Raw genomic sequence first — 12790 nt, 5'->3', positions numbered from 1 at the left:
TACACTCTCAACAAAAAAAGAGCAAAATTAAGCTAAAATTTCACATTTAATTTTTTAGGAGGATACGGTGTCCGGTATCTCGAAATTTAGTAAAATCAATAACCTTAAATCCGTTAAAAAATGTCTTTTCCCCGCCGCAGGCTACGGTACGCGCTTCTTACCCGCAACCAAAGCAATGCCCAAAGAGATGTTGCCCGTTTTAACCAAACCTTTGATTCAATACGGCGTCGAAGAGGCGGTGAGTGCGGGAATCGACACGATGGCAATCGTTACGGGACGCGGTAAGCGAGCGATCGAAGACCACTTTGACGTCAGTTACGAATTGGAACATCAGATCAAAGGAACGTCCAAAGAGAGCTATTTGACCGAGATCCGAAACCTGATTGACAATTGTACGTTCAGCTACACGCGACAAGTCGAGATGAAAGGGTTGGGACACGCGATTTTAACGGGAAAAACCCTGATCGGAGACGAACCGTTTGCCGTCATTTTGGCCGACGACTTGTGCGACAATAACGAAGACGATCCGGTTTTGAAACAGATGGTCGAAGTGTACGAAAAATACCGTTGTTGCGTCGTCGCCATCGAAGAAGTGCCCAAAGAAGAGACCAACAAATACGGCGTTATCGACGGTCGCATCGTGGACGGCAACCCTTCGGTTTTGCGCGTCTCCAATATGGTCGAAAAACCCGATCCCAAAGATGCTCCGACCAATTTGGCGATTATCGGACGCTATATTTTAATTCCCGAAATTTTTGAAGTCATCGAAAACACTAAACCCGGCAAAGGCGGCGAGATTCAGATTACCGACGCGTTGTTGGAGTTGGCAAAACAAGGCAAAGTTATCGCTTATAAATTTCAAGGCAGACGCTTTGACTGCGGTTCGATCGAAGGCTTTGTCGAAGCGACCAATTACTTTCACGATAAACTCAAATAACTCGATTTGACGCCTTATACAGGGCTTTGCATAAGGCGTCGCCCTCTTTTTCTCTTTCTTTGTTTCACAGAAGATAAACCCTTTATTAGCTTCCGTAAGTTATAATCAGAGCATTAAAAAATAATGAGGCGGAACGATGATGTCCAACCATGAGACGAAGTATATTTTCATTACGGGGGGTGTTTTAAGCTCCTTAGGCAAGGGTATTGCGGCGGCGAGTATCTCTACACTCCTTAAAAACGTCGGTTTTAAAGTCAGCATTTTAAAAGCCGATCCTTACATCAACGTCGATCCCGGTACGATGAGTCCGCTCGAGCACGGTGAAGTTTTTGTTACGGACGACGGGGCGGAGACGGATTTGGATTTGGGGCATTACGAGCGTTTCTTGGACGAGAACCTTACGCAAGCCAACAATTTTACGACGGGTCGCGTTTATTCGGCGGTCATCGAAAAAGAGCGTAGAGGCGATTATTTGGGAAAGACGATTCAGGTTATTCCCCATATCGTTGATGAAATCGCCAACCGTATCAAAGAGGCGGGCAAAGGCAAAGACATTCTCATCGTCGAGATCGGCGGTACGGTCGGCGACATCGAGGGTTTGCCGTTTTTAGAGGCGATTCGATCGTTACGAAGCGAGCTGGGACGCGGACGCGCGATGAACATTCATCTAACGTTGGTTCCGTTCATTAAAGCCGCAGGCGAACTTAAAACCAAGCCGACGCAGCACTCCGTTCAAGAGCTTCGCCGTATCGGTATTACGCCTGACATGTTAATCTGCCGCTCCGAATATCCGCTTCCCAAAGAGTTGAAAAACAAACTCGCTTTCTCGTGCGGCGTCGAGCGTAATTCGGTCATCGAATGTTTGGATGCGACGACGATTTACCAAGTACCGCTCAATTTTTTAAAAGAAAACATCTTAACGCCGATTTCGGAAACTTTGGGGCTTGGCGAATTGACGCCGCATATGGACGAATGGGACGTGTTGGTCAAACGCGTCATTGCGCCTCGCGACGAGCTAATGATCGCTTTTGTCGGCAAATATCTTGATCTCAAAGAGTCTTACAAATCTTTAACCGAATCGTTGATTCACGCCGGAGCGCATCTCAACGCGAAAGTCAAAATTCGCTGGGTCGATTCGGAAGTGATTGAAGAGAAAGGGTGCGATGATATTCTCTCCGACGTCGACGGCATCTTGGTCGCAGGCGGATTTGGAGAACGCGGCGTGGTCGGTAAAATGGCGGCGATTCGCTACGCAAGGGAACATCAAATCCCGTATCTTGGCATTTGTTTGGGAATGCAACTTGCGATGATCGAATTTGCGCGTAACGTGTTGCATCTCGAAGATGCCAATTCGGCGGAATTCAATCCTACATGTCAAAATCCGATTATCTATTTGATCGACTCGTTTATCGATGCCAGCGGTCAAAAGCAGCTTCGCACCGTACAAAGTCCTTTGGGCGGTACGATGCGTTTGGGCGGATACGAATGCCAAACCAAAGAGGGCTCGCTCTTACGCAACGTGTACGAAGGCGCTTCCGTGATTCGCGAACGTCATCGTCATCGCTACGAAGCCAATCCCGTCTATCGCGAAGCGTTTGAAAAAGCGGGACTGCTTGTTAGCGGAGAGAGCGACGGCTTGATCGAAGCGGTTGAGCTCAAAGGGCATCCGTGGTTTTTAGGCGTGCAATTTCATCCGGAATTTACGTCGCGTTTAACCAACCCCAATAAAACCGTACGTGCGTTTGCAAAAGCCGCTTTGGCGCAACGCCAAACGAATGGCTAGCCTGCTCACGAAAGAGGAGATTAGGAAGATTTTACAAAGCCGGTTTGAAAATGACGGGTGTACCCGTTTAGGAGAAATCCCTAAACCCTCCTCCTTAAAAGATATCGGGCGTGCTTCCAAGCGCATCGCGCAAGCGATACGCGATCAAGAGCGCATTGCGATTGTGGGCGATTACGACGTTGACGGGGTCATCTCTTCGGTGATTTTGAGTCAATTTTTGGACGATGTCGGCGTGGAGTATACGCTTGTGATCCCCAATCGTTTTACGGACGGATACGGGCTCAATCCCGATATTGTCTCAAAACTCGACGTTTCGGTAATTATTACGGTCGATAACGGCATTTCGGCGGTGGAAGCGGCGCAAATTTGTAAAGAACGCGGCATCGATTTGATTATTACCGATCACCACAGCGTTCCTTCGGTTTTGCCCGACGCTTTTGCGATCGTCAACCCCAAGCAAGCAGATTGCGATTTTCCGCATTGCGAGATTTGCGGCGCACAGGTCGCATGGTATTTGGTCGCTTCCTTAAAAGAAGAGATGGGCATCGAGTACGATTTGTCGGGGTTTTTAGACCTTTTGTGCATCGCCATTCTTGCCGATATGATGGAACTGGTCGGAATGAACCGCGTGATGGTCAAAAAAGGCATTGTCGAGCTCAACCACTCCAAACGAGCCGCATTTGAGGCGATTAAACGTTATTTCGGCAAAGCGACTTTGGAAGCGGACGATATTTCGTTTCTCATCGCCCCGCTTATTAATAGCTCCGGACGTATGGAAGACGCAAAGTTTTCCTATACGTTTTTAAAAACGCGCAATGTGGACGAAGCTTTACAAAAACTCGATTATATCGTCTCTTTAAACGAAGCGCGCAAAGAAGAAGAACGGCTTTTATTCGAGTCGACGCTTTTACATGTCAACGAAGAGGCGAACATTATCGTGGCGTGGGGCGAAGAGTGGCATGAGGGTATCGTGGGCATCGTTGCTTCACGGCTTTCCAAACGGTTTAAAAAACCCGCTATCGTTTTTTCGATCAAAGACGATAAAGCCAAAGGAAGTGCTAGAGGTGTCGGAGACGTCGACATTTTAGAGTTGATTCGCTCGCAAGAGTCGATGTTGCTCGGTTACGGCGGACATAAAGGTGCGGCGGGCGTGTCGATCGAAATTGCGAACTTGGAACGGTTTAAATACAATTTAGAGCAAGCATGCACGCATTTTACCCAAGAGATGTTAGAATCCGATAGCGATCTTTTAGGCGAAATCAGTGCCGATCAGATCGATTTCGAGTTATTGGAAATTTTAGAGAATCAAGAGCCTTTCGGGCAAAAAAACCCGAAACCGAGCTTTTTGCTGCGTAATATCTCGGTGAAGGTCGATCGTTTGATCGGAAGAGATTCGCAACATTTAAAGCTGATTTTGCAAGAGGGAAGCAATGCCTTGGAGGCGATCTTTTTTAATTACGATCTACGCGTCAAACAAGGCGATCGCGTGGATATTTTATTTACGGTTTCGCGCAACGACTACCGCGGGCTCGTAACGCCGCAATTGTTGATCAAACAGATCGTACGAAAATATTAAAACTCTCGACCGTCTTTGACGGGAACAAAGAGGCACTCTTCAAGCGTCTCTTTGTTCAAGCCGTCGGGTGTTTTGGTGTAACGCATGATGACTTGTCGGTCGCCTTTTTCGATAGGAGCGACCAAAATACCGCCGATTTTGAGCTGGTCGAAAATTTTTTGAGGCACTTGAGCGATTGAGGCGGAAAACAAAATACGATCAAACGGAGCAAACTCTCTCCAACCGTTTTGTCCGTCGTCAAAGCGCGTGTGAATCGACGAGATACCCAAAAGTTTAAAACGCTCTCTGGCTTCTTTCAAAAGTCGTTCGATGCGTTCTATCGTAAAGACGCGGCGAATGACTTTACTCAGAATCAATGCTTGGTATCCGCTGCCGCAACCGATTTCTAAAACGCTATCGGCTCCTTGACATGTGAGTGCCTCGGTCATTTTGGCGACCGTGAGGGGCGAGCTGATCCATTGATTGGATGCTAAAGGAAGCGCATCGAGTCGGTAAGCGTGTAACGCCATGCCTTGGGGTACGAACAGTTCGCGTTCGCTTTGGCAAAATGCCTCGTAAACGCAAGGGCTTAAGGGAAAAATTTTAGCGATTTCGTCCGCCATTTTTTTGTTTTTTTGAAAGCGAATTTTGTCTTTAAAATGAGCCGTTTGAGACATACTCACGCCAATCCTATATTAAGATATCGTCGCATTGTTTGAATTTCGTGTCGATCAAAAGCGTGCGTAATAACGCTTTTTCGATCATCGCGGTACGCTTCGCCGAAAGGCGTAATAATCCCGCTAGAAGCCGCCATCGAATCGTCCGAACTATTAGCGCACACGACGTAAGACTGGTCGGCGATCGCTAATGCCGAGCTGAGCGTTTCGAAATGGTCTTTGCGTTGTTTGCCCCAATACGCGGGAACTAAAATCACGTCCGCTCCCTTGATACGTTCCCACAAAGCGGGAAATCGTAATTCAAAGCAAATCAGTACAGCAATTTTTATTCCTTCGATTTGGACGATGCGAATATCTTCGGGACTGCCCGCGTGAAAATGGCGCATTTCGTCGCCCAATGCGAAGAGTTTGGCTTTTTCTTGTGTGTAGACGAGCTGCCCGTCGCAAAAGAGATGAAAGGTATTGAAAAAACAGCTCTCTTTTCTTTCGATGAGCGTGAGACCTAAGGTTTTCGAATGCGAGAGCTTGGCAAGCTTGGGAAGCATGTTACGACTAAATGCCGCCGCTTCGTTCATACGATCGTAACTGTAGCCGCTTAAACAGAGTTCCGGTGCTAAAACGATACCGCGATCGGGCGTTTGCGATACCAGTGATGAGAGGGTTGCAAAATTTTCTTCAAAAGCGTGCCCTTCGTATGCAAACTGAAGGGCGCAAAGCGTGGGATTAGAAATCATCGAAAGAGAGGCTTCCTTTACTGTAGTTGGAGACGTTACCTTCAAAGAAGTTGGTCTTTTGGTCGTTGAATTTTGAGAAGTCGTCGACCCATTTGATCGGATGCTTGACGTTGTAGCGTTTCTCAAATCCGACGGCACTTAAGCGATCGTCGATCAGGTAGTGAATATAGGTTTCGATAATGTCGTCGGTAAAGCCCATAATTTGGTTCTGAGTGATGTATTTACCCCATTCGATTTCCAGCTCGCCGGCTTTTTCGAACATCTCGTAAACTTTGGCTTTAAGTGCGTCCGTAAAGAGATCGGGACGCTCTTTTCGGACGGCATTAATCATGTTTTGGAATAACAAAAGATGCGTAATTTCGTCGCGTTGAATAAAGCGAATCATCTGAGCGCTTCCGAGCATTCTTCCCGCACGCGCCAAAGCATAAATTGCCGTAAATCCGGAGTAAAAATAGAGCCCTTCCAAGATTTGATTGGCAAACATCGCTAAGACCAGCTTTTCTTCGGTCACGTCGCCTGCTAGCTCCTCGTAAACGCTGGAGATATAGTCGTTTTTACGGCGCAGTACGTCGTCGTGTTTTTCCATTTCGTAGATCAGGTCGGTATTGTCGCAAATCGCTTCGACCATAACGGCATACGACTTGGAATGGTTCGCCTCTTCGTAGGCTTGTCGTGCCAAGCATGCGTTGATTTCGGGCGCACTGATGTAGGGATTGATATTGTCGGCAAGATTGTTGGTTTGGAAACTGTCCATACTGATAAGTTGCGACCATACCAAATCGTACATGCGCTTTTCCGCGTCGGTCAAATTACGACTGTAGTCGATGACGTCTTTCGTGGTATCGACTTCGCGCGGAAACCACGTGTTGGCTTCCATCATATCCCAAAGTTTGAGAGCCCACGTGTATTTGGCTTTGGTAAAGTTTAAAATACCGTGCGGATTACCGCCGAAAATTTTGCGATCTTGTAAACTTTCATCCGAGTTTGGGTTATAAATTTTTTTGCGCTCCATCGGCTTTTTCCTTGTAGTTGTGTTTTGACGTTAACGCGATAAAAACCGATACGCTCGGTTCGTGTCGCGATCGTAGCTTTGCACGGTCTACGATAGTATAGGGTGTTTAAATAAGAGCTTATTTTATCGAAAAATTCTTAATTCTATAGACTCGCGATGCGTTAAGAAATAAAAAGAAGATCAATAGTTTGCCTGTTTTACGGCTTACATGTCGGCGTAACACTCATATTCTCTCGAACTTTTTGTGCATTAAGTGTCTTAAGTTTTAGCCCTCTCATGGTAAAATCCACGTCATGATAGCCAAACATGTTCACGAATTTTCCAAAAATGCGTACCGTTACGATGCGCATAATGCCCTTCAACAATCTATTGCCGATTATTTGGTCGCCGGAATTACTGCTAGAGCCGCTCGCGTGGTCGATTTAGGATGCGGTAGCGGTGCGGTGTGCAAACGTTTGACGTGGAACTACGAACGTTTCGTCGGCATCGATAGTGCGCCTTTTATGTGCGCGTTGCACCCCAAAAGCGATACGATCGAAGTCGTATGCGACGATTTTGAATCACAAGAAGTATTGCAAGCGTTTCTGCCTTGCGATCTTTTGATTTCGTCGTCCGCATTGCAATGGGCGAATGACCTCGAAGCCCTTTTGTCGTACGTTGCAACGCGGACGCACGAAATCGCTTTTGCCGTTTTTACCGATCGAACGTTTCAAACGCTTTACGATCTTAGCGGTTTGCCTTCGTTTCTTCCCAATGCAAGAGAGCTTATTCAAACGATCGAGCAACGCTTTACATGTCGATTTGAAATCAAAACCTTTGAGCTCTTTTTTGAAGACTCACTCTCTTTATTTCGCTACATTAAAAAAAGCGGCGTTAGCGGCGGTCAAAAACGCCTTAGCGTCGCACAGACCAAACAGCTCATTCAAAATTATCCGCAACGCCATTTGGAGTTTGAGGTACTTTTTGTGTGGGGCACTCCTTCCAAAGCTTAATCATTACAATTAATTAATATAATTATAATAGTTAAAAATTATTAACTTTTTTATTCAAGAGTTTTTATATCAATTTATTTATAATTAACATAAGTAAAATTTAGAAAAATCCCCATAACTAGGGATTATTATTAAAAAAGCTTAAACAAATTATTTTGATTTATTACGTCATTTTTGGTAAAAATTAAAATATTTTTCTACAAAAAGTTTATAAAAATTTACTTTTTTGGGTTTAAAATGTAAAAAACGTAAAATTTTTTTTGTATTTCCGATCTCGATAAATAGGGCATTCCGTTCAAAACTCCTATTTTAGGGCTTTTAATCTCTCTAAATTGTAAGTTTCTTCTAAGATTTAACCTTTACAATGGAGGGACAAAGAGGTACTTTTCGGGGGAGCGGTTTTGCTCTAACCTTAAAGTCCAAAGACAATAAGGAGAAGCGATGAAAGTAGAGATCTCACGAAGGAGATTTCTTCAAGGGAGCGTAGCAATGTCGGTCGTAGGAGGAGTCAGCTTAAGCACTTCTTCGATGATTGCAAGTGCTAGTGCTCCTGCTAAGAAAATCGGCAATGACACTAAAAAGGTAGCGACGCTCTGTGAAATGTGCGTCAATAAATGCGCGGCAATTGCACATGTAAGAAACGGCGTCGTCGAAAAACTCGATCCGAATCCGTTATTTCCGAAATCCAGAAATATGCTTTGCGCACGCGGTAATTCGGGTATTCAATCCCTCTACGATCCCGATCGTTTAAAGTATCCTCTGATTCGCGACGGCGAGAAAGGTAGCGGTAAGTTCAAACGCGTTACGTGGGACGAAGCGTATGCCTACATTAACGAGAAACTCACGAAGATTTTGGACGAAGAAAAAGACAACCGTTCGACCGTCGCGTTTTGTGCGGGTGAGGGTATGGCGGAACATACGTTTAAAACGTTTTTCACGCTTTTCGGTTCTTCCCACTTTTTAAATCACGCCAGTTTATGTTTGGCAACGACGGTTTCGGGATATTCGCTTACGATCGGCGGTTACGGTCAAGCGGATTTGGATAACGCCAAATACGTCATTATGGCAGGCGCCAACCGTGCCGAAGCGATCGTAACGCCCGATACGATGGACTTTTTCAAACGTACGAACGGTCGCGGCGCGAAGCTAGTATGCGTCGACCCTCGCTTTACGAATACGGCAGCCAAAAGCGATAAATGGTTGGCGATTAACGTCGGAACCGATTTGGCGTTTGTTTTGGCATTGACGTACGTTGCGATTAAAGAAGAGCGCTACAATAAAGCCTTCGTTGAGAATTACTTCAACGGATTTGAAACGTACAAAGAGCATATTTTAAGTAACAATTATACGCCGGAGTGGGCAGAAAAAATTACGGGTATCAAAGCCAAAGACATTTACGAAGTCGCACGCGAGTTCATGGCGGCGGCTCCGCAAGCGGTTTATTATCAAGGCAGACGTACGACGTGGTCGAAAAACGACTTTCAACTTCGACGTGCCATGGCACTTTTCTCCGCGCTCGGCGGCGGCGTAGACGTCAAAGGCGGCATTTGCTTCGGTAAAAGTTTACCGCTTGTCGAGCATGACGTACCTGCACCGATGTATGCGCAAGCCAAACCGCGTATCGAGTCTAAAGAAGCGGCGGTTGTGGGCGGTTCTGGCTCGTGGGTCGCTTTTAGAAATATGGTGTTAGAGGGTCGAAATCCTTATCCGATTCGAGCACTCTTTAACTACAAGCACAACCCGATGCACAACATGCCTAACGCGAAAAAAACCGAAGAGTTTTTGAAAAAACTAGACCTTGTGGTTACGATCGATACGATGCCGAGCGATACGGTCATGCTAAGCGACGTCGTTTTACCGGAATGTAATTACTTGGAACGTACCGATCCGGTCGTCTCTTACGGCGGCATAGAGCCTTCTATAGCCCAACGTAACAAAGTTGTCGAACCGATGTTTGAGAGCAAACCTGTAATGGAGATTATGCGAGGTTTGAGCGCAAAAATCTCAAAACCGCTTTTTGAAATTACGAAAAAATACGACGAAGACGTTCAAAGTGCCATTGAAGATGATGGCGAAGAGACGGTATATGAGGAATTCGATCTCACGAAAGCGTTTGCCCACGATCAAGAAGAGCTCAACGCACATGCCGTCGAAAAATACGAAGGTGCGGCGGAAATCCTCAAAGAAAAAGGTGTTTTCTATCCGAATATGAATGAATACTTCAAAAAAACGGGCGTCAATGATTACGAGTACTATCCGGAACATAAGCGCGCGTATTCGGTTCGTAATTTGAAGTTCAATACGCCCTCCGGTAAAATCGAATGCGTGCTCGATTCGCTTACGAAAAAAGGTATCGACGCGATGCCCGCGTGGAAAAAAGAGTACGAGATGGCGATTCCGGAAGGAAAATTCCGGTTTATTACCGGACGTCACGCGCAATTTACGCAATCGGGTACGGCCAATAACCGTTTACTGCTCAATTTAGTTCCCGAAAATTACGCATGGATCAATAAAAGGGTCGCATCGAAAATGGGCATCAAGTTCGGCGATAAGCTCGAAGTATCGAGTTCGGTAGGGAAAACGACGATTAAAGCGTATCCGACCGAAAAAATCGGACCCGATACGCTCTTTTTCGTTCACGGATTCGGCGTCAGCTCCAGCGCGCTTCATCTCGCGCACAATAACGGCGGTAACGACGCAAAAATACTCGAAGACGGAATTGAGCCGATGCACGGATCATCCTGTCTTCACGACACCATCGTAGCAATTAGAAAGGTTTAATTATGGCACGTTACGGAATGGCACTTAATTACAAAAATTGTATTAACTGTAGAGCATGCGAAAGCGCATGTAAAGAAGAAAACGGCGTATTGTTGTTGCCCGATCACTATCGAATTTGGGTCGGCGTCAAAGAGGCGGAGGGCGAATATCCGAATATTTCGATTGCTTCGCAAACGTACCATCCAAGCCAATGCCAGCATTGCGAAAACGCACCGTGCCAACTGGTATGTCCGACCAATGCGACGCATTACAGTCCTGACGGAATGGTAATGGTCGATCCGACGCGATGTATTTTGTGTACGTATTGTATCAATGCATGCCCGTACGATGCGCGCTATGTCGATCAACGAACGATGACCGTCGATAAATGTACGTTTTGTTCCGATACCAGACTCGCCAACGGCGAAACGACGACGGCATGTCAAGCGACCTGTCCGACGAAAGTTCGCGTATTCGGCGATTTGGACGACCCCAATAGCGAAATTTCACAACTATTGGCCAAACACGAGTACCGCCAAGTCAAAGAACACTTGGGTACGAAACCAAAACTATTTTATATTTTGTAGGAGCGCGCCATGAATGCGATTTCTTTAAAAAACCTCTTTTCGTTTGAAAAGACGCCTTTGAATTTACTCATGGCGTTTGTAACCGTAGCACTCGTCGCCGCTTTTTTTGCGGGAGCGGTCATCTATATTTTGCACGGACACCATGCGTATAATGTGACGCGTCAGCATCCTTGGGGACTTTTGATTTCGATGTACGTCTTTTTCGTCGTCTCTAGTACGGGGCTTTGTATTATCTCTTCTATCGGACACGTATTCGGAATTAAAGAGTTTCAACAAATCGGCAAACGCGCGATTGCGGGTGCGATTATTACGATTAGTTCCGGTTTTGCGGTCATCGGTTTGGAGATCGGGCATCCGGTGACGATGCTCATTTACAACGTCCTAACGCCCGGTTTGACGTCCGCTATTTGGTGGATGGGAACGCTTTACGGTCTGTATTTGACGTTTATTTGTTTGGAATTTTTCTTTTTAGCGATTAAAGAGAACCATACGTTTTCAAAAATTTTCGGTATTTGCGGTCTTTTGGTGGGACTTGCGGCGCACTCGAATTTGGGTGCGGTTTTTGGATTTTTGATTTCAAGACCTTCCGCCAACGGCGTATTTTACCCCGTTTATTTTATTCTTTCCGCGATGATTACGGGATGTTATTTGATCTTTTTGATGTACGGATTCAAATACAAAATGAACTTCCCCGAAAAAGTGCGCGTGATGTTGGTGAAGCTCTCTAAAATTTTGGGAATGCTCTTAGCCGTCTTAATCTTTTTTGAAGTATGGAAAATTTTAACCGCATTGTACGGTGATATGCCTGAACGTGCCGCAACGATTATGCACGCGATCAAGCATCCTAACTTTTGGTTTGGAGAATTAACCCTCGGTATGCTCATTCCTTTCGTCGTTATTTTGGTCAGTAACGCGCAAGCGATTAAAGCAACCGTTTACGCTTCGATTACGGGTATGGTCGGTATCTTCTTTATGCGTTACGGTTTGGTACACGATACGCTTTTATATCCGATGACGACGCTTAAACGTGCCGAATACCAATTGGCTCCCAGCTTTGTCGACTACTTTCCTTCCGCGACGGAGTTTATGATCGGTTTTGGGGGCATAGGGCTTTCATTGATTATGTACTATTTCGCCGATAAAATTTTTAATTTAGACGAAAGTGAAGAGACGCATCACTAAATCCCAATAATAAAGGAGCGATACATATGAGACTAAGAAGTATAGCGAGTAGCCTGATCGTAGCGGGGCTTTTGTTCGGAGGGTGCGCGAGTAGCCAACCCGAAGCGAGCCAAGCAGCAGCAGAGAAAGTGCTCACGGAACCTAACGCAAAAGTCAAAGGCTTGATCGAACAATACCGCTTGGAGAACGTAACATACGATTACGTAGCAGCAGCGATCGGGAACGGTACGCGAGGCGGGGCAAAAGCACTCTTGATTGATGCGAGACCGCACCCAAAATACCTAGCAGGGACGATTCCTTCTAGCCTTAATATTCCGGATACCGAAATAGAGAAATATATCGGACAATTAGAGAAAGTAGCAAAAGATAAAGAGATTATCGTCTATTGCGGCGGCTGGGAATGTGAAAAAAGCCCGATCGTTGCAGGATACCTTAAAGGTAAAGGCTATACCAACGTAAAACTTTACCAAGCCGGTGAACCTGAATGGAAAATGAAAAGTTACTTAGAAGTAGGAACGCCCGTAGCCCAAGCGGCATTTAAAAACGAAAGCGCACTCTTGATCGATGCACG

The 12790-nt window shown here is 45.8% G+C and carries 11 protein-coding genes; 8 read left to right on the top strand and 3 right to left on the bottom strand.

The genetic code is table 11. From position 1 onward, the window contains the following. Positions 1-67: 67 nt before the first annotated feature. The 3 genes from galU (at position 68) to recJ (ending at position 4296) form a co-directional block, all read left to right on the top strand. Positions 68-937, top strand: coding sequence for a UTP--glucose-1-phosphate uridylyltransferase GalU (gene galU, locus OA34_RS11240; RefSeq protein ID WP_173636943.1), 870 nt, complete (start codon positions 68-70; stop codon positions 935-937). A 139-nt stretch (positions 938-1076) separates the two neighbouring features. Beyond that, a complete protein-coding gene (gene pyrG / locus OA34_RS11235; protein ID WP_039675463.1) occupies positions 1077-2720 on the top strand; it encodes a CTP synthase in 1644 nt (547 codons plus the stop codon). Beyond that, a complete protein-coding gene (gene recJ / locus OA34_RS11230) occupies positions 2713-4296 on the top strand; it encodes a single-stranded-DNA-specific exonuclease RecJ (protein WP_286683006.1) in 1584 nt (527 codons plus the stop codon). Before pyrG ends, recJ begins: the two co-directional genes overlap by 8 nt. Here the strand turns inward: recJ and OA34_RS11225 are convergent. From OA34_RS11225 to OA34_RS11215, 3 genes are read right to left on the bottom strand one after another with little or no spacing between them, the layout of a single operon-like run. Continuing rightward, the gene (locus tag OA34_RS11225; RefSeq protein WP_039675400.1) at positions 4293-4952 is read right to left on the bottom strand and encodes a protein-L-isoaspartate(D-aspartate) O-methyltransferase; all 660 of its coding nucleotides are present in this window, start codon (positions 4950-4952) and stop codon (positions 4293-4295) included. The genes recJ and OA34_RS11225 overlap by 4 nt on opposite strands. Positions 4953-4954: 2 nt before the next feature. Next, positions 4955-5686, bottom strand: coding sequence for a carbon-nitrogen hydrolase family protein (locus OA34_RS11220; protein WP_039675398.1), 732 nt, complete (start codon positions 5684-5686; stop codon positions 4955-4957). After that, a complete protein-coding gene (locus tag OA34_RS11215; protein WP_039675397.1) occupies positions 5676-6698 on the bottom strand; it encodes a ribonucleotide-diphosphate reductase subunit beta in 1023 nt (340 codons plus the stop codon). The genes OA34_RS11220 and OA34_RS11215 overlap by 11 nt, the downstream gene beginning before the upstream one ends. A 293-nt stretch (positions 6699-6991) precedes the next feature. On the opposite strand from OA34_RS11215, the gene OA34_RS11210 reads away from it, so the two are divergent. The 5 genes from OA34_RS11210 to OA34_RS11190 form a co-directional block, all read left to right on the top strand. Continuing rightward, entirely contained in the window at positions 6992-7690 is a 699-nt protein-coding gene (locus OA34_RS11210; protein ID WP_039675395.1) for a methyltransferase domain-containing protein, read from the top strand. 441 nt (positions 7691-8131) lie between these two features. Continuing rightward, on the top strand, positions 8132-10471 hold the full coding sequence (locus OA34_RS11205) for a molybdopterin-dependent oxidoreductase (protein ID WP_039675393.1): 2340 nt from the start codon (positions 8132-8134) through the stop codon (positions 10469-10471). A gap of 2 nt (positions 10472-10473) precedes the next feature. Further along, entirely contained in the window at positions 10474-11037 is a 564-nt protein-coding gene (locus OA34_RS11200; RefSeq protein WP_039675392.1) for a 4Fe-4S dicluster domain-containing protein, read from the top strand. A 9-nt stretch (positions 11038-11046) separates the two neighbouring features. Next, the gene (gene nrfD / locus OA34_RS11195; protein ID WP_039675390.1) at positions 11047-12219 is read left to right on the top strand and encodes an NrfD/PsrC family molybdoenzyme membrane anchor subunit; all 1173 of its coding nucleotides are present in this window, start codon (positions 11047-11049) and stop codon (positions 12217-12219) included. Between the two features lie 26 nt (positions 12220-12245). Continuing rightward, positions 12246-12790, top strand: a 545-nt coding sequence (locus OA34_RS11190; protein WP_039675459.1) for a rhodanese-like domain-containing protein, incomplete at its 3' end; no start/stop codon positions are given.

The sequence above is a fragment of the Sulfurospirillum sp. MES genome (genome assembly GCF_000789415.1).
In the GTDB taxonomy this organism is placed as follows: Bacteria; Campylobacterota; Campylobacteria; order Campylobacterales; family Sulfurospirillaceae; genus Sulfurospirillum; species Sulfurospirillum cavolei.
This window is presented reverse-complemented; position numbering and strand designations above follow the sequence as displayed.